Here is a 17,631-nt window from a genome sequence, read left to right on the forward strand (position 1 = left end):
ACATCTTATTCATCGTAATGATTTACAACGAATTAAAAATTTTACTTAGGAGTAACAAAATGGGAAAAATTATTGGTATTGACTTAGGTACAACAAACTCTTGTGTGGCAGTAATGGATGGTGATAAACCACGCGTAATTGAAAACGCAGAAGGTGATCGCACTACTCCGTCAATTATTGCTTATACAAATGATAACGAAATTTTAGTGGGTCAACCGGCAAAACGCCAAGCAGTGACCAACCCGAAAAATACATTATTTGCAATTAAACGTTTAATCGGTCGTCGTTTTGATGATGCTGAAGTAAAACGTGATATCGACATTATGCCATTTGAAATCACCAAAGCAGACAACGGTGATGCATGGGTAAATGTAAAAGGTGACAAACTTGCGCCGCCACAAATTTCTGCAGAAGTATTGAAAAAAATGAAGAAAACTGCAGAAGATTTCTTAGGTGAGCCAGTAACTGAAGCCGTAATTACTGTTCCAGCATACTTTAACGATGCTCAACGTCAAGCGACAAAAGATGCGGGTCGTATCGCTGGTTTAGAAGTTAAACGTATCATCAACGAACCTACAGCTGCAGCATTAGCTTACGGTTTAGATAAAGGTCAAGGCAACAAAACTATCGCCGTATATGACTTAGGTGGTGGTACATTCGACTTATCTATCATCGAAATTGATGAAGTAGGTGGCGAAAAAACCTTTGAAGTATTAGCAACCAACGGTGATACTCACTTAGGTGGTGAAGACTTCGATAACCGTGTAATCAACTACTTAGTGGATGAGTTCAAAAAAGAACAAGGCGTTGATTTACGTAATGACCCACTTGCAATGCAACGTTTAAAAGAAGCGGGCGAAAAAGCGAAAATTGAACTTTCTTCTGCACAACAAACTGATGTTAACTTACCTTACATCACAGCAGATGCTACAGGTCCTAAACACTTAAACATCAAATTAACTCGCGCTAAATTAGAATCTTTAGTAGAAGATTTAGTGGCGAAATCACTTGAACCTGTAAAAGTGGCATTAAACGATGCTGGCTTAAGTGCATCACAAATTGATGATGTTATCCTAGTGGGCGGTCAAACCCGTATGCCATTAGTACAACAAAAAGTAGAAGAATTCTTCGGTAAAGCACCTCGTAAAGACGTGAACCCGGATGAAGCCGTTGCTATCGGTGCTGCAGTTCAAGGTGGTGTATTAGCGGGTGATGTAACTGATGTCTTATTGTTAGACGTAACACCATTATCTTTAGGTATCGAAACCATGGGTGGTGTGATGACTACCTTAATTGAGAAAAACACGACGATTCCAACTAAAAAATCACAAGTGTTCTCAACAGCAGAAGATAACCAAAGTGCAGTAACCATTCACGTGTTACAAGGTGAACGTAAACAAGCATCAGCGAATAAATCTTTAGGTCAATTCAACCTTGAAGGCATCAACCCAGCTCCACGCGGTATGCCACAAATTGAAGTAACCTTCGATATCGACGCTGACGGTATTATCCACGTTTCTGCGAAAGATAAAGGCACAGGTAAAGAACAACAAATCACCATCAAAGCCTCTTCTGGTTTAAGTGATGAAGAAATTCAACAAATGGTTCGTGATGCAGAAGCAAACGCTGAAGCTGACCGTAAATTTGAAGAATTAGTACAAGCTCGCAACCAAGCAGATCATCTTGTACACGCTACACGTAAACAATTAGAAGAAGCGGGTGATAAAGTTCCAGCTGAAGATCGTGCAGCAATTGAAAGCGCATTAAGCGATTTAGAAACTGCAGCGAAAGGCGAAGATAAAGCGGCTATCGAAGCAAAACTTCAAGCGCTTGCAGAAGTTGCTCAAAAACTTGCTCAAGCGGCTCAACCACAAGGTGATGCACAACAAGCTCAAAGCAACAGCAAACCAAATGATGATGTTGTTGATGCTGAGTTTGAAGAAGTGAAAGACAACAAATAATTTCACTTGAACCTAAATCAAAGGGCGTAGCGATACGCCCTTTTGGCATATTCATTAAATGCCATTTTTCCTGACTTTATTTAAAAAAGTGAAGTCAGGAAAAATAAACCCGGAGGATAAATGGCGTTAAAACTCTACCCAATCGTACAACAACGCTTAAATAACAACATAGCAAATGAGATAATCTCAACCCTTTGGCAAAACAATCTTGATAAACTACCACAAGGTCACTGTTGTTATGGCATCTATTTTAATTATGCTACGAATCACCTAGCAGACTATGATTTTGCGATTGCAAGTGAAGTAGTATTAGAGACAGATATTCCGGTGATTAAAATTGAAGATTTGAGTTTCTACGAAGTTTTTCGTTGCAAAGTAAATGAAATTTATCAAACATGGCAACTAATCTGGAAAAAAGAACAACAAGGTTTACTTAAGCGGGCTTATTCGGTGGATTTTGAAAAATACCACTCTGATGGTTTGGTAGAAATTTATATCGCTGTTGTACCACATTGCTAAGCTCAAAAGTGCGTAAAATTTTATAAAAAACGACCGCACTTTATCCCGAAACAAACCCAATTCAAGGGGAAAATAATGAAATTCGAAACAAAATGTCTCCATGCCGGTTATAGCCCAAAAAATGGAGAGCCACGTGTTCAACCAATCGTACAAAGCACCACTTATACTTACGATTCTGCAGAAGAAATTGGCAAGTTATTTGATTTACAAGCAGCCGGTTATTTCTATACTCGCCTAGCAAACCCTACAACTAATGCTGCTGAAGAAAAAATCACGGCACTTGAAGGTGGCGTGGCAACAATGTGTACTGCCTCAGGCCAATCTGCGGTTTTCTACGCAATGCTGAATATTTTAGAAGCGGGCGATCACTTCATTTCCTCTTCTTATGTGTACGGCGGTTCCTACAATTTATTTGCCCACACATTCAAAAAAATGGGCATCGAAGTGACTTTTGTGGATCAAGATTTACCACTTGAAGAGCTCAAAAAAGTAATCCGTCCAAATACAAAAGCCGTCTTTGCTGAAACCATTGCGAACCCCGCTTTACGTGTGTTGGATATTGAAAAATTTGCTGCCTTAGCGAAAACTGCGGAAGCACCATTATTAGTTGATAACACCTTCGCAACCCCTTATTTTTGTCGCCCAATCGAATTTGGCGCGAATGTGGTCATTCACAGTACATCTAAATATTTAGATGGTCATGCTATTGCCTTAGGTGGATCCATTACTGATGGTGGTAACTTTAATTGGAATAACGGCAAATATCCGCAATTAAGCACACCAGACCAAACTTATCATGGTTTAGTTTATACCGAAACCTTTGGCCCTGCGGCTTACATTGTCAAAGCGCGTGTTCAATTAATGCGTGATTTGGGTGCCACACCCGCTCCACAAAATAGTTTCTTATTGAATGTAGGTATGGAAACCCTTGCGCTTCGCATGCAACGTCATAATGAAAATGCTCAAGCCGTAGCCGAGTTTTTAGAAAAACATCCGCAAGTCGCTAAAGTGAATTATCCAGGCTTACCAAGTTCGCCAGATTATGCCCTCAAACAAAAATACTTACCGAACGGTTTGTGTGGCGTTATTTCCTTTGAGATTAAAGGTGACAAAGAAACCGCGGCAAAATGGTTAAACGCATTGCAAATGACCTCTCGTGAAGTACACGTAGCCGATATTCGTACTTGTGCATTACATCCAGCGACTTCAACGCACCGCCAATTAAGTGAAGCTGAATTAGAAAAAGCGGGGATTTCTGCAGGACTTATTCGCCTTTCTTGCGGTATTGAAAATATTCAAGATATTTTAGCTGACTTAGAGCAAGCATTCGCAGCAGCGAAATAAGTCATAAATTAATGAATTTACCCTTGATATTTCTGACTTCGACATTATTTTTATTCTTAGGTATGTTGTTAACGCAATACCATACAATAACAAAATTAAATTTTTTAAATTTATATTTTTAAACGGAAAACGAAAACATTATGGCAAAGAAAGATTATTACGACGTTCTTGGTGTTGAACGTGGCGCAGATGAAAAAGCAATTAAACGTGCTTACAAAAAACTCGCCATGCAATATCACCCTGATAGAACCAAAGGTGATAAAGCCAAAGAAGAAAAATTTAAAGAAATCCAAGAAGCCTATGAAATCCTAGGTGATAAAGAGAAACGTGCCGCTTACGATCAATACGGCCATGCAGCCTTTGAACAAGGCGGCATGGGAGGCGGTGGCTTCGGTGGCGGATTCAGCGGTGCTGATTTCGGTGATATTTTTGGTGATATGTTCGGTGATATCTTCGGCGGTGGCGGACGTGGTCGTCAGCGTGTAGTACGCGGTGAAGATTTACGTTATGACATCCAAATTACGTTAGAAGAAGCCGTAAAAGGCACAACCAAAGACATCCAAATCAATACGCTTGCTCACTGTGATAGCTGTGATGGCTCTGGCGCAGAAAAAGGCTCAAAAGTTGAAACATGTCCAAGCTGTCATGGCTCTGGTCGTGTTCGTCGTCAACAAGGTTTCTTCGTAACTGAAGCGGTTTGTCCAACTTGTCATGGCTCAGGTAAGAAAATTGAAAAACCATGTAAAAGCTGCCATGGCGAAGGTCGTGTTCACAAGAAGAAAAACCTTTCCGTTAAAATCCCAGCAGGTGTGGATACCGGCAACCAATTACGTTTAAGTGGTGAAGGCGCAGCAGGCGAAAATGGTGCACCTGCAGGCGATTTATATGTGGTGATTCACGTTAAAGAACATCATATCTTCGAACGTGATGGCAATAACCTCTACTGTGAAGTGCCAATCAGTTTCTCAATGGCTGCGTTAGGTGGTGAAATTGAAGTCCCAACCTTAGACGGTAAAGTGAAACTCAAAATCCCTGCTGAAACCCAAACAGGCAAACTCTTCCGTATGCGTGGTAAAGGGGTAAGCTCTACTCGTAGCGGCTACGCAGGCGATCTCATTTGTCGCGTAGTGATTGAAACACCGGTGAACTTAAATAAAGAACAAAAAGAATTATTAGAAAAACTGGAAGAAAGTTTGAAAGGACAAAAATCTCATAGCCCAAAATCTTCAAGCTTTTTAGACGGTGTGAAGAAATTCTTTGATAACTTAGGTAAGTAATCCTAAACAGAAAGTGCGGTCAATTTTAAAACTATTTTGAAATTGACCGCACTTTTACTTTATACAACTGAAATCGCTTTTATTTGTACATAAACATCCATGCCTTGAGCAAAATGCAATTCATTAAATGCCCATTTACTGATACTTGCCCAAACTTTATGCCCTTCCACTAACACCGCAATATCAACACGATTCTCTTGTGGGACAATCTGTACAATTTGTCCTCGTAAAATATTACGAATGCTCGTTTGTTCTGGCTTACTTAAAGTAAGCGATACATCAGAACTGTAGATACAGATACGTACCTTTTCATTTGCTTGATGATGCACTTCGTTGATCCAAAGCTGTTGTTCGCCCAAAGAAAGTGCGGTCATTTTATAGGTTGGATTATGCAAATAGACAGGCAACGCCAACACACTACTCTGCTCTGATTCGCCTTTCCAAGGGGCAAATAACGGACTGTTCCACACATTTTCTAAGGTGTCATAGGCTTTCACTTTGCCGTTTTCCATCAGCACTACACGATCGGCCAAGCGTAATAATTCATCTAAACTGTGCGTCACATATAAAATCGGCACATTAATTTCTTTAGATAAACTTTCTAAATATTGCATAAGCTCACGTTTACGAGGCACATCTAAAGCAGAAAGCGGTTCATCCATTAATAAAATATCAGGATCCGTTAATAAGGCTCGCCCAATCGCCACACGTTGTTTTTCGCCTCCCGATAAAGTAAGCGGATAGCGTTTGAGTAACGGTTCAATACCAAGTAGCTGAACGATATAGTCAAAATCTTCACGGCTGACATGCTTCATGCCATAACGCAAATTACCTTTGACATTGTAATGCGGGAATAAACGCGCATCTTGGAATACATAACCAATTTTGCGCTGATGCACAGGGAGATTCTCACCATTTTCCACATCCACCAAAGTTCGGTCATTTAAACGAATAAATCCTTGATCAGGATGAGTTAAACCACTCACCAAATTAATCAATGAGGTTTTCCCCGAGCCCGATAAACCAAAAATGGCGGTTACACCTTGAGTTGGCAGTTGTAAATCCGCTCGTAAGGTTAGGCGACCTAATTGTTTTTGAACATTAATGTGTAACATCACCTTGCCCCAATTTTTTCTGCATCCGTTTGCTTAACGCTTCCGAAAGCAATAAAGAAATTAATGAAAGGATAACGGCAAACAAGCAAAGTCGAGCCGTTTGTGCTTCCGCACCTGGCGTTTGGATAAATGAATACATCGCTAAAGGAATGGTTTGAGTTTCCCCTGCAATATTGGATACGAAGGTAATGGTTGCGCCAAATTCCCCTAAAGAGCGAGCAAAACCTAATACTAAACCCGCCAATACACCAGGTAAAGAAAGAGGCAACGTGATTGTAAAAAAGACTCGCCAAGGCGAAGCGCCAAGTGTTTGTGCGGCTTGCTCTAACTTAAAATCAATGCTTTCCAAGGAAAGACGAATCGCCCGCACGACTAATGGAAATGCTACCACCGCTGAAGCTAATACCGCTCCCTTCCAGCTAAAGCCAAAGGATAAGCCAAACCATTGATATAAATACTTACCGATAAAGCCGTTACGCCCCATGGCGACTAATAATAAATAACCGATAACCACCGGCGGTAACACCAAAGGCAGATGAATAAGTCCAGTAATCAGCGACTTACCGTAGAATTCCTTACGAGCTAATAACCAAGCGATAAAAATCGCGAAAGGCAAACTCCAAAGCATAGAACTCAATGCAACACTCATGCTTAAGTGAATCGCATCCCATTCCATCGGACTTAATTGAAACCAAGAGAGCAAAATATTTCCTTGTATGTATATCGATATAACTAAATTTCTTTAGAGATAACAAAAAGGACAGTTTCCTGTCCTTTCTTTACCAAACGAAGTCTCATTATTTCACAGAGAAACCATATTCAACAAATATTTTTTTCGCTGCGCTCGATTCTAAGTAGTTAAGGAAATCACGGGTATCCGCATTGTCATGATCTTTTAAAATCGCAACTGGATATTCAACCGGTTTATAACTATCTTTCGGGAATACACCTACTGCTTTCACGTCTTTACTCACTTTTGCATCAGTGCTATACACGATACCGTAAGGCGCTTCAGCACGTTCAACTAAGGCTAACGCACCACGTACGTCTTTCGCTCGCGCTAATTTATCTTTAACTTGATCCCATAAATTTAATTTGGTTAATGACTCTTCAGCATATTGTCCTGCAGGAACATGCGCAGGATCACCCACAGATAAATAGCTGTCTTTTAAGCCTTTAATCCATTCACCTTTGGCAATATCCACTGAATTAACAGTACTTTTAGCCGGCGCAATTAATACTAATTCATTGCCTGCTAATACTTTTTCCGTTTCTTTTACGGTGAGATTTTTATCTGATAAATATTTCATCCATTTGTTGCTAGCTGAAATAAATAAGTCTGCAGGTGCACCTTCTTCAACTTGTTTTGCAAGAGTAGAAGAAGAAGCAAAAGAGAAAACAACGGTATTATTCGGCTTTTCAGTTTGATATTGATCCGCAATTTGTTTTAACGCATCAGTCATTGAAGCGGCAGCAAACACAGTCACTTTTGCTGATGCAGCAAAAGATACACCCATACCAGCAATTAAAAGTGCGGTTGCAAATTTAGTTAATTTCATTATTTATCTCCTATATAAATGAAACTATATATAAAAAAATATACTACGGATAAATTATAACTTGAATTTTTAAATAAGCATACAGAAAAACTTAAAGATCAAGTAAAATAAGCAGAATTGTGTATTAGGAGGAGATGATGAAACAAACTGAAATTTTACTGACGATCAAACTTCATCAAGAATTATTTATTGACCCAAAACGTGTTCGCCTCTTAAAAGAAATTAAAGAATGTGGCTCAATCAACCAAGCGGCCAAAAACGCCAAAGTGAGCTATAAAAGTGCTTGGGATCACCTTGAAGCGATGAATAAAATCAGCCCCAAACCGCTTTTAGAACGCAATATCGGTGGGAAAAATGGGGGCGGTACCTCATTAACCACTTATGCCGAGCGTTTGCTGCAGCTTTATGATTTGCTCGAACAAACACAAGAGCACGCGTTCCATATTCTGCAAGATGAGACGATCCCGTTAAACAGCCTGCTTTCAGCAACAGCAAAATTCTCCTTACAAAGTAGCGCGCGCAATCAATTTTTCGGTAAAGTGGCAAGCCAACATATTGTGGACTCCCGCTGCATTGTTGCAGTAAACATTCAGGATTTAGCTCATCCATTACATGTTTCAATCACAATGCGCAGTGCTGAGCGCCTCAGACTCATTACTGAAAAAGAAGTGATGGTCATGTTTAAAGCCCCTTGGGTGAAAATTAGCGCCACCCCATTAGAAGAAAAAAATAACCTTTTCCAAGCGACGATTCTTTCTATGCAGAATGAAGAAGCGATTCTGCAAATAAAGGACAGCTCAATTGAATTTTGTGCGAGTATTCATAGCAAAGATGGTTGGAAAGTGGGACAAGAAGTGTGGTTACACGTAGATCCTGAACAGATTATTTTAGCAACATTGAAATAATCCTCGAAACAGAAAGTGCGGTCAAAATTAACCGCACTTTTTTTATTTTCGCTTATAACGCAATCTCATCAATTGAGCGCCCAAAACTCGGCAAAAAGACCTGTAAAAAATAATCCATTTCTTGGCTGTGCCATTGTTCCATTAAATTTTCTAAGCGTTTTTTCGCTGTTTTAAATTCATGATTACCATGCTCTAATTCAAATTGGGCTTTAATATAGGCACAAATCAAATCCGCTTGTTTTACTATATGCTTTTCTTCAGGACTAAATTGCTCACTATCTAAATATGGTGCAAAACTCTCTTGCAATTCTGTCGGAAGCAAACTAATTAAATGTAATTCAGCTGCCGCTTCAATATCTTTATAAGCATGCGTGATTTCAGAATTGAAATACTTAATTGGGGTCGGCAAATCACCCGTAAAGATTTCAGAGGTATCATGATACATCGCCATCACCGCAATACGCTCAGGATTCACTTCCCCACCAAAAAATTGATTTTTAATAATGGCTAAGGCTTGTGCTACAAAGGCAACTTGCAGACTATGCTCTGCTAAGTTTTCCTTTTCAATATTGCGCATCAATGACCAACGCTGAATTAAGCGAAGACGATCTAAACAAGCGAAAAAGTGACTGGTTTTAACTTCCACAATATATCCTTAATTAGACGGCAACTCTTCAATAATCACAGGGAGATCAATCACTTTACCTAAGCGAGAAATTGTGATGATGACTTTTGTATTCGGTTTAGTATCACTAATAATTTGCATCATTTCACGAATAGATAAGTTATCTTGTTTATTTAAACGTAAAATCACATCACCCACTTGGATGCCTGCTTTCGCTGCCGGGCTATTGGCGGTCACACCTGTAATCACAATGCCACCGTTTGAGTTAGCGGTGATTTCACTTTGTACCCCAAAATAACCACGAATCACACGACCATCGCGAATAATTTTATATAACACATCATTGGCAATGCTAATTGGAATCGCAAAATTCAGACCTTCCGCAATTTCATTGGCTGTTTTACCAATACTTAACGTGCTGATCCCCACTAATTCGCCCGCAGAGTTAATCAACGCGCCACCAGAGTTGCCACGGTTAATTGATGCATCTGTTTGAATAAAGTTTTGACGACCTAAAGAATCCCCTACGGCACTACGCCCTACCGCACTGATAATCCCTTGGGAAACACTTTGACCAAGGTTATACGGGTTACCAATAGCAAGAGCAATATCACCAACTCGTACTTGGCGTTCTTTATTTTGTGGAATGGTAGAAAGATTGGTTGCTTTGATTTTTAATACCGCAAGATCTGTCAAATTATCCGAACCGATTAAATTCGCTTCATAAATATTGCCGTTTTGCAGTGCCACCACAATTTGATCAGCATTTTGGATAACGTGTTTATTGGTAAGAATATAACCGTCTTTGCTCATAATCACGCCAGAACCTAAGTTATTTACCTGTAATTGATCGCTATCATTAATACTGGCAGAAGAAAAAGATCGGTTGTACACATTCACCACAGCAGGAGAAGCAATTCTCACGGCACTATTGAACGAAACGATATCATCAGCAGAGAAAAGGCTGCTGTTATTGAGCTTAGGAACGGCAAATAAAATAACACCTGCCGCAGCAAGCCCCCAAAGGGCGGAGTGGAAAAGTTTTTTAAACATTTTTTATTCTTTTATTAATAAGTTAGGTAAATAACTGAGCTTTAAATCATCCCCAATTCTTTCACATTCTTGCAATTGCCACAATGGGACATCCGCAAGTTTTTCCAAATGCGGGAGTTGGCATAATCCTCGAGCGTTATCTCCCAAGAGTTTCGGGGCAACATAAATGATTAATTCATCTACAGCATGTTGTTCAATCAAGCTACCCGCTAAATTAGCGCCGGCTTCAACCCAAACAGAATTCACTTGTCTCTTGCCTAATTCTGTCATCAATAGATCAAAATCATAGTTTTCTGGCAGTAAAATTTGCTCACAGAAATCAGGGAATACCGACATATCTCGTGGAATTGAACCCACAAGCCAAACTGGCGAATGGGTATGGAATAATTGATGGCTTGGTTGAACTCGATTTTTAGAATCTAAGATTATGCGAATAGGCTGACGCACAGTATCTTCCGCATATTCCGCTTTTAAATCATCAGGGAATTGATTCCAACGCACGTTCAAGCTTGGATCATCGGCTAACACGGTGGCACTGGTTGATAAAAGTGCGGTCGCTTTGGCTCGCATTTTTTGTACATCCGCACGAGCTGCTTCTCCTGTGATCCATTTGCTTTCACCGCTCGCCATGGCTGTTCGTCCATCTAAACTCATGGCTAATTTCAGCTGCACATAAGGCTTGCCGGTTCGCATACGTTTAAGAAAACCTTTATTTAAGGCTTCTGCTTGTTCATTCAATAAATTGACCGCACTTGGAATGCCTGCATCGGCTAGCATTTTCAGGCCCTTGCCTGCTACTTGCGGATTAGGATCCGCCATAGCTGCCACAACTCGACTGACACCCGCTTCAATTAACCCTAATGCACAAGGTGGTGTTCGTCCATAATGAGAACAAGGTTCAAGCGTCACATAAGCAGTTGCGCCTTTCGCCTTCTCACCGGCATCTGCCAACGCTACACGTTCTGCATGAGGCTGACCAGTCTTAAAATGAAACCCTTTCCCGACAATTTCACCGTTTTTAACTAACACACATCCCACCGATGGATTCGGCGTAGTGGTGTACTGCCCTTTTGCCGCAAGCTCAAGAGCCAGTTGCATAAATTTCACGTCATCAGGGGAAAAGGTGTCACTCATACTAATCCTTTAAGCTTTCAATTTCTTTGGTGAATTCATTGATATTATCAAAGCTCAAATAAACGGACGCAAAACGGATATACGCCACTTTATCTAATTCTTTCAGCTCATTCATGGCTAATTTACCCACGAGATGACTTGGCACTTCGCGCTCTCCCGTCGCACGTAATTGGATGATAATATGGCTGATGGCTTTTTCCACATCATCCGAACTTACAGGACGCTTTTCTAATGCATGTTGAATGCCGCTACGCAATTTATCTTCGTTAAACGGCTCGCGTGATCCATCATTTTTAATAATTTTTGGCACTACTAATTCGGCCGTTTCAAAGGTAGTAAAGCGTTCATGACAATTCCCGCATTCCCGACGACGACGCACTTGATACCCATCAGAAACCAAACGGCTGTCAATCACCTTAGTTTCTTCAGTTGAACAAAACGGACAACGCATTTTAGCTCCTTTTCAAAATGATTCTTAAGTCAGTATCTTATCAAAAATCCAGGATCTTTTCGATCTGAAGATCCGCGTTAAGACAACATTTCTCCAAACCAAGATGTGGTTTGTTTCACCAACTGCGAAATACCTTCCTGCGATTTAAATTGTTCTGTTTGACCCAATACCCTCGCCCAATAAGGATCGGCTTTTCTATAACTATAGTTATCGTCTTTCGCAAGAGATTCGATATTCGTTAAAACATTGTCAAAATTGACCGCACTTTCATCTTTTTCAATAAACTTCGCTATATTTTCCGTTGGAATAAGCTGAATTTGTTGCTGGCTTTGTAAATAAGCCTCGACATACATTTTCAGTTTCTCAAGTGCGGTTGATTTTTCTATTGTTTTTAATGTTAAATCCTTATCTTTAGCGATAATACGTGGTGGCTGAACGTTCTCTTTTGTCGCCAGTTGAATGAGATAATAAAGCCATGGACGAATGCGATAACGATCCTTATATTTTGCAAATCGCCATTCGATTATCTGATTTTCATCACCAAATAATGGCTCCATATAGCCAAACAAGCGAATATTGCCTTGTACCGTTTCCACCACAAAATCGACACTCTCACTATGTGGTGAAGAATAATCCTTAATTTTCTCTTTAAAAGCCAATACATCGGCACGAATGGATTGCGCACAGACTTCCGCAAACTCACCGCGTGGCATGATGCCTTTTACTCGTTGTTTGGCGAAATAATCGTTAAATTGCGCTTCCTCTAAATGCAATAACTCATTACTAATACGATAATGCTCCAAACCATTTAACGTGAAGTTTTCACTTTCTTCAATGCGATCGTCTTCATCTCGAAAATACACGCCAAGCTGCTTTTCAAAAAAGAATTTCACTGGATTTTCAACAAAACTCACAAAACGATCGAGCTCAATTTCCGTTATTGGCGCTTGATTTTCGCCCATCGGTACAACAAATTCATGACATTTTCTTTCTTGGAATTGAGCAATTGGCAGCCATTTTTTCGCAAAAGAGCGGTTAATTTTCCCTTCATTTTGGAAATTGCTTGGACTAAACGCCGTCATTGGATGTTGTTCAATCCTCAAGCTATCGTCCGAATAATGATTAATATAATCAACCAACTGACTCACTAATACAGAAGGCTCTTTGGGTTGATTATCAATAATTGAACAGCCCACATAACTCACATAAAAATGGGATCTTGCGGCTAGCAAAGCCTCAAGGAATAAGTAACGGTCATCATCTCGACGAACACGATCGCCTTTTTGATGATGATATTGCATTAAGTCAAAACTATTTGGGGTATGACTGCGTGGGTAATCCGCTTCATTCATTCCGAGCAAACACACCACTTTAAAAGGAATAGAGCGCATTGGTAAAAGCGTACAGAAATTCACTTTTCCCGCTAAGAAACGAAGGCTATTTGGTGTTTCTTCTAAACGCGCAGACATCACTTCCGCAATCACATCCGCTTGCAAGGTTTCTTCAAAATTGACGGCCTGCAAATCATCGGCAAAGGCATTGATACAATCTTGAATATAAAATAAAGTATCCGCCGTTTCTTCATTTTGCACAAAGAAATCCGTCAAAAGTGCGGTCAATTTTTCACGCCATTTTTCAATATTGTGTGCCTTTTGCAAATCTTGATGCCATTTATTTAGGGCCGTAAAAAATTGATTCACTGCACCGACTAACTGCCCTTTCAATCCATAGCTACTATCAAGTCCAAGACTGTCTTGCCAAACGCCTTGCTCTTCACGCATCGCATAACCTAAGGTCATACGTTCAAGCCCAGCCTGCCATGCATTAAAATTCAGTGTATTCTGTCGTTTTTCCAAACCAAAGCGAATGCCCGACTCTTTTACCCACTCGCGAATTTGTTCGAGATCGGCAAGGGCAATATTAAAACGTTCACAGATAGCGGGTATATCCAATAAAGCCAGTACCTCTTCTGCGCCAAACTGACTTTCTTTTAAATTTAACAGGGAAAGATAGCTTGATACGATCACATCACTTTCAGACAATTTACTGTCAGAAATTGAGAACGGAATAACGGGTGCGTCCGCACTATTCGCACCAAAGACAGCCTGAATATAAGGCGTATATTGGTTAACATCTGCCACCATGACCACCACATCTTTTGGTGTAATCTGTTCTTCTTTTGGCTTATGCTGATTTTGATTGAATAAATCCAATAAATAATCATGTAAAACTTCAACTTCGCGCATGGCGCTATGGCAAGATTTCATCACCAAAGAGCGGTCATTTTTCGCGACATTTAATGCACCATGACTCAACGTCAAAATTTGATTTTGGATCTGCCCTAACAGCGTTTTTTCGGGAAGTTCTGCATAGTAATCACGGGAAATGGCTTGAATATTTTCTTCATCACGCACTAATTGATAGAGAAAATCCCGTCCCATTTTTCCCCAAGAGGCTAAAAGCGGATTCCCGCTGAACAATTCTTCTTGTTGATTGGTGTAATCAAGATCGGCAGGTTCCCATGACACTTGCTTGGCTGAAATTAAAGGCTTCACATCGTTAGTTTCTTGCACGAAACGCTGTCTTTCTAATAAATAGGATTTACTCAGATCTCGCAAATCGCCCCAATATTCTTGACATGGATTGTTGAAGAATAAATGTACATCTGTTTTAGCTGAAATACCTTGGAAAATATTGAGATAAACCGTTGGTAATGCTGGAATACCAAAAATAAAAATACGTTCCGGCAAGTTGAGTGTGGCATTGGGATCACGACATAATGCTAAAAATTGTTGATTGAGTGCAGCACGATGCTTTGCTTTTCCACCGAAATCACGTTGGACATCATCCACCAAGGCTCGCCATAAAATCCCTTGCCAATGAATATTGCCTTTAATTTGAGAAAGAAAGGTAGGATTTAACGCCGAAAGCCCCTGCTTTGGCTGATTAATTTGAGCTAAAATCTTTTCATCGTTATTTTCTTCCCATGAGGCAATCCATTCGGGACGATAGACGAGATATTGGTCAAATAAATCGGCAACTTTTAGGCTTAATTGATAAAGTTTTTGCTGTTCTGATGCAGGTGAAGACGCTAAATATTTTTTTAATGGTTCAAATTCTTTTTGCTGTAAAAAAGTAGGGATTAATCGCATTAATCGCCATAACGTTGAATCTTTTTCAAAAGGGTTTTGCGTGGAAACATTCGGCAAATTATCGGCGTAAAGTTTCCAAATAAAACTGGAAGGCATGGGGAATTGGAAATTCGCTGCAACGCCGCGTTTTTTAGCAATTTCCATTTGCAACCATTGTGCCATACCCGGACTTTGCACCAACACAATGTCAGATTGAAACGGATCATGTTGCGGTAAATTTCCCAACAGCGAAACTAAAATATCCTTTTGAATTTCTGGTTGGTTTGAATAATAAGTAACGAACAAAGTAACGCCCTTTTGAAAGCAAAAACAATGCGTTATTTTACTCGGTTTTCAATAAAAATTCACCTTGAGGATAGCGTATATTCACTTGATGATGACTGCATTGAATTGCAAATTGAATGCCATTTTGTTGTACGCTATTTTCACAAGACAAGCCTAAAAACTGACGTTGAGCCTGATTTTCAGCAATTTGAATCGCCTGAAATTCTTGAAAAATTCTGACCGCACTTTTCCGTTGTTCACTCGTCCATCGGTTAAAAATCAAAAATAACCCGCTGAAAATCGATAAGGCTAATAAAAGTGACATTAACGACATGCCTTTATTCACTTTGATCTTGCGCACTTAAATCACTCCAACTTTTATCCACCAAACGCCATTGGCTATATTCTTGTACGAGTTTTGCTACCACAGCTTTACCGTAAGCCACCGTCACGCCCTCCTCTAACTTAAGCGAACCACCTGTAATCACTGCACCACTAATTCGCCCTTTGCCAGTTAAAGTTAAATTCCCTTCTGCTAACAAAATGCCACTCACATTCCCTTTAATTTCTAATTGGCTTTGTGTTACCCAATATACTTGCGGTGTTTTTTGAACAGTTAAAATAGTATCTACTTTCACAAAGTGCGGTTGAAAATCAGCTTGTTTTTCGCTGGAAATAAAATCTCGCAGCATATTTTCATTAATGCCTTTTGTGGGCGACTTCTTAAATAACTCTGCTCGTTTACACCAAACAGAATAGGCCACTTTATCCTCTGCCACTGAAGACTCGAAAAAGACTTGTTTCACTTTTTCAGCACCATTTAAAGGCAAGTTTTGGCAAATGTGCGTTTGTTGCTGCTGACTGATTTTCTGTAAAGGAAGACTTTGTTCTACATAATATTTTCGCTGACTCATTTGAGATCGAAAAAATGCAAAGATCTGTTCATCAAATAATAAGATCAATGCCAATAATCCCGAAAGTAAAATAAGAGCCGTCAGTGTCACAATCCCTTTTTTCATCATCATTCTTCTTGATTTAATAAAGGCACCACCAGCGAAGTTTCATATTGAATATGCTTATGTGCGGCAAGATGCCCTGCGAGTTTAATTTCAATCCCTTTCCCAACCTTTAACCAATCAAAACGTAATTGAGAAATCTCAAACTCTTTTTCATCCAATAAATCAGTCCATCCACCACCAGCGTTACAAGTAGATTGAGCTAAGGCTCTCTGACACTCTGCTGAACGACAATCTGCATTTACTGCATTTTTGTAGGTTTGTTTAGTTTCAATCATTTTCCCGTTAAGTTTGTAACCAAATAGCTCTTTTTCGATATTTTTCGCCACATTTTTAACGCCATTTACGCAGGTATTTTTTGTGTATTTTTCACCAATACAACCATTGCTATTCAAATCATAAAAAAATAAAACACAACTATTTGACGGGGCATTATCTGCTTGAGCAATGGTTATTGCAGTGCCCTTTTCGTCTAATTCAAATAAAGTCAGATTATCTTCAATGAGTTTTTGGTTTGCGGCCCGAAAGCCTACGCGACGCAGATCTTTCCCGATGAGTTGAATTGTGCGTTGTAATTCCGCTTGTAATTTGAGTTGTAACATTAAACGCTGATTTTGCTGTTGAGTTTGGGCATAAAACTGTGCAACCAATAACAATAATAAAGCGGATAAGCCAAGTGAAATCAACAAACTCACCAATGTTTCGCCTTTTAATGGTTTCATCTTGTACATGCACTCGCTGCTTGATCAGACTTTAATTTGATACTGCCAACATTGAAAAAAGAAAACAATGTACGATGCTCTTCCGCCTGTAACATAAAACAATTCGTTTCCATGGTATTTCTTGCCCCATTAAATTTCACCGCCACTTCTGACGGATATAATTTAGGGCCTATAAGCATCGTTTTTCCTTCAAAATAAGGATAGTAAAAATGTGCATAAAGATTTTTAGGACAATTCTGGGGATGAAAACAATCACAAAAATGATCATTTTTTACTTGAGCAGTAATACACCAACGTTGATTCGCCCTATCTTGATTGGCCAAAATAAACCAAATCGCTGATGAGTTTTCTGCCCTCGCTTGAATATTGCGTAAGAAAAAATAAAGCCGTTGTTGCTCTTTTTCGAGAAAATATTTGGGATCGTTTTTCTGCCATTTAGGCAATGTAAACGCCAACGTTAAGCTTAAAATAAATAATACAATCAAGGTTTCTAATAAAGTTATCCCTTTATACATAAAATGCCTTCTTTTTTGA

17 protein-coding genes are annotated in these 17,631 nt (G+C 39.6%); 5 read left to right on the forward strand and 12 right to left on the reverse strand.

Annotation, left to right across the window (positions count from 1 at the left end; all coding sequences use genetic code 11):
- Positions 1–59: 59 nt before the first annotated feature.
- From dnaK to dnaJ, 4 genes are all read left to right on the forward strand, one after another.
- Positions 60–1,961, forward strand: a complete 1,902-nt coding sequence (dnaK, locus tag PARA_RS09845; protein ID WP_014065654.1) for a molecular chaperone DnaK — start codon at positions 60–62, stop codon at positions 1,959–1,961.
- Positions 1,962–2,081: 120 nt separating this feature from the next.
- Positions 2,082–2,480 carry a GyrI-like domain-containing protein gene (locus PARA_RS09850; protein WP_014065655.1) on the forward strand — a complete coding sequence of 133 codons (399 nt, stop codon included), beginning with the start codon at positions 2,082–2,084 and terminating at the stop codon, positions 2,478–2,480.
- Positions 2,481–2,555: 75 nt separating this feature from the next.
- On the forward strand, positions 2,556–3,824 hold the full coding sequence (locus PARA_RS09855) for an O-acetylhomoserine aminocarboxypropyltransferase/cysteine synthase family protein (protein WP_014065656.1): 1,269 nt from the start codon (positions 2,556–2,558) through the stop codon (positions 3,822–3,824).
- 140 nt (positions 3,825–3,964) lie between these two features.
- Entirely contained in the window at positions 3,965–5,101 is a 1,137-nt protein-coding gene (gene dnaJ, locus PARA_RS09860; RefSeq protein WP_014065657.1) for a molecular chaperone DnaJ, read from the forward strand.
- 59 nt (positions 5,102–5,160) lie between these two features.
- Here the strand turns inward: dnaJ and modC are convergent, their stop codons facing one another.
- The 3 genes from modC to modA all read right to left on the reverse strand — a co-directional run bounded on the left by modC (position 5,161) and on the right by modA (position 7,775).
- Positions 5,161–6,216: a molybdenum ABC transporter ATP-binding protein ModC gene (modC, locus tag PARA_RS09865; RefSeq protein ID WP_014065658.1), complete on the reverse strand. Its 1,056-nt coding sequence runs from the start codon at positions 6,214–6,216 to the stop codon at positions 5,161–5,163.
- Positions 6,203–6,892, reverse strand: a complete 690-nt coding sequence (modB, locus tag PARA_RS09870) for a molybdate ABC transporter permease subunit (RefSeq protein ID WP_050797954.1) — start codon at positions 6,890–6,892, stop codon at positions 6,203–6,205. Before modB ends, modC begins: the two co-directional genes overlap by 14 nt.
- 121 nt (positions 6,893–7,013) lie before the next feature.
- Positions 7,014–7,775, reverse strand: a complete 762-nt coding sequence (gene modA / locus PARA_RS09875) for a molybdate ABC transporter substrate-binding protein (RefSeq protein WP_014065660.1) — start codon at positions 7,773–7,775, stop codon at positions 7,014–7,016.
- A gap of 137 nt (positions 7,776–7,912) precedes the next feature.
- On the opposite strand from modA, the gene PARA_RS09880 reads away from it, so the two are divergent.
- Complete coding sequence (locus PARA_RS09880; RefSeq protein WP_014065661.1) at positions 7,913–8,680, forward strand: TOBE domain-containing protein; 768 nt, start codon at positions 7,913–7,915, stop codon at positions 8,678–8,680.
- Between the two features lie 52 nt (positions 8,681–8,732).
- On the opposite strand, the gene yfbR is transcribed toward PARA_RS09880, so the two are convergent.
- The 9 genes from yfbR to PARA_RS09925 form a co-directional block, all read right to left on the reverse strand.
- A complete protein-coding gene (gene yfbR / locus PARA_RS09885) occupies positions 8,733–9,329 on the reverse strand; it encodes a 5'-deoxynucleotidase (RefSeq protein ID WP_041918286.1) in 597 nt (198 codons plus the stop codon).
- Positions 9,330–9,335: 6 nt separating this feature from the next.
- Entirely contained in the window at positions 9,336–10,358 is a 1,023-nt protein-coding gene (degS, locus tag PARA_RS09890; protein ID WP_014065663.1) for an outer membrane-stress sensor serine endopeptidase DegS, read from the reverse strand.
- Between the two features lie 3 nt (positions 10,359–10,361).
- Complete coding sequence (ribD, locus tag PARA_RS09895; protein WP_014065664.1) at positions 10,362–11,492, reverse strand: bifunctional diaminohydroxyphosphoribosylaminopyrimidine deaminase/5-amino-6-(5-phosphoribosylamino)uracil reductase RibD; 1,131 nt, start codon at positions 11,490–11,492, stop codon at positions 10,362–10,364.
- A 1-nt stretch (position 11,493) separates the two neighbouring features.
- Entirely contained in the window at positions 11,494–11,943 is a 450-nt protein-coding gene (gene nrdR, locus PARA_RS09900) for a transcriptional regulator NrdR (protein WP_005695670.1), read from the reverse strand.
- A 77-nt stretch (positions 11,944–12,020) separates the two neighbouring features.
- Entirely contained in the window at positions 12,021–15,380 is a 3,360-nt protein-coding gene (gene recC / locus PARA_RS09905) for an exodeoxyribonuclease V subunit gamma (RefSeq protein WP_014065665.1), read from the reverse strand.
- A 37-nt stretch (positions 15,381–15,417) separates the two neighbouring features.
- On the reverse strand, positions 15,418–15,684 hold the full coding sequence (locus tag PARA_RS09910) for a DUF5374 domain-containing protein (RefSeq protein WP_014065666.1): 267 nt from the start codon (positions 15,682–15,684) through the stop codon (positions 15,418–15,420).
- Positions 15,685–15,697: 13 nt separating this feature from the next.
- Complete coding sequence (locus tag PARA_RS09915; RefSeq protein WP_041918287.1) at positions 15,698–16,384, reverse strand: DUF2572 family protein; 687 nt, start codon at positions 16,382–16,384, stop codon at positions 15,698–15,700.
- Positions 16,381–17,097 carry a PulJ/GspJ family protein gene (locus PARA_RS09920; protein WP_014065668.1) on the reverse strand — a complete coding sequence of 239 codons (717 nt, stop codon included), beginning with the start codon at positions 17,095–17,097 and terminating at the stop codon, positions 16,381–16,383. Before PARA_RS09920 ends, PARA_RS09915 begins: the two co-directional genes overlap by 4 nt.
- Positions 17,094–17,612 carry a hypothetical protein gene (locus PARA_RS09925; RefSeq protein ID WP_014065669.1) on the reverse strand — a complete coding sequence of 173 codons (519 nt, stop codon included), beginning with the start codon at positions 17,610–17,612 and terminating at the stop codon, positions 17,094–17,096. Before PARA_RS09925 ends, PARA_RS09920 begins: the two co-directional genes overlap by 4 nt.
- Between the last annotated feature and the right edge of the window lie 19 nt (positions 17,613–17,631).

This window comes from Haemophilus parainfluenzae T3T1 (genome assembly GCF_000210895.1).
Classification (GTDB): domain Bacteria; phylum Pseudomonadota; class Gammaproteobacteria; order Enterobacterales; family Pasteurellaceae; genus Haemophilus_D; species Haemophilus_D parainfluenzae_A.

Excerpts from the sequence above, each read along its gene's own strand:
- PARA_RS09855 (WP_014065656.1), top strand. The coding sequence starts at position 2,556 with ATGAAATTCGAAACAAAATGTCTCCATGCCGGTTATAGCCCAAAAAAT.
- dnaJ (WP_014065657.1), top strand. The coding sequence starts at position 3,965 with ATGGCAAAGAAAGATTATTACGACGTTCTTGGTGTTGAACGTGGCGCA.
- degS (WP_014065663.1), bottom strand. The coding sequence starts at position 10,358 with ATGTTTAAAAAACTTTTCCACTCCGCCCTTTGGGGGCTTGCTGCGGCA.
- PARA_RS09880 (WP_014065661.1), top strand. The coding sequence starts at position 7,913 with ATGAAACAAACTGAAATTTTACTGACGATCAAACTTCATCAAGAATTA.
- ribD (WP_014065664.1), bottom strand. The coding sequence starts at position 11,492 with ATGAGTGACACCTTTTCCCCTGATGACGTGAAATTTATGCAACTGGCT.
- modB (WP_050797954.1), bottom strand. The coding sequence starts at position 6,892 with ATGGAATGGGATGCGATTCACTTAAGCATGAGTGTTGCATTGAGTTCT.
- nrdR (WP_005695670.1), bottom strand. The coding sequence starts at position 11,943 with ATGCGTTGTCCGTTTTGTTCAACTGAAGAAACTAAGGTGATTGACAGC.
- PARA_RS09920 (WP_014065668.1), bottom strand. The coding sequence starts at position 17,097 with ATGAAACCATTAAAAGGCGAAACATTGGTGAGTTTGTTGATTTCACTT.
- PARA_RS09910 (WP_014065666.1), bottom strand. The coding sequence starts at position 15,684 with ATGTCACTTTTATTAGCCTTATCGATTTTCAGCGGGTTATTTTTGATT.
- PARA_RS09915 (WP_041918287.1), bottom strand. The coding sequence starts at position 16,384 with ATGATGATGAAAAAAGGGATTGTGACACTGACGGCTCTTATTTTACTT.
- PARA_RS09850 (WP_014065655.1), top strand. The coding sequence starts at position 2,082 with ATGGCGTTAAAACTCTACCCAATCGTACAACAACGCTTAAATAACAAC.
- PARA_RS09925 (WP_014065669.1), bottom strand. The coding sequence starts at position 17,612 with ATGTATAAAGGGATAACTTTATTAGAAACCTTGATTGTATTATTTATT.
- modC (WP_014065658.1), bottom strand. The coding sequence starts at position 6,216 with ATGTTACACATTAATGTTCAAAAACAATTAGGTCGCCTAACCTTACGA.
- dnaK (WP_014065654.1), top strand. The coding sequence starts at position 60 with ATGGGAAAAATTATTGGTATTGACTTAGGTACAACAAACTCTTGTGTG.
- modA (WP_014065660.1), bottom strand. The coding sequence starts at position 7,775 with ATGAAATTAACTAAATTTGCAACCGCACTTTTAATTGCTGGTATGGGT.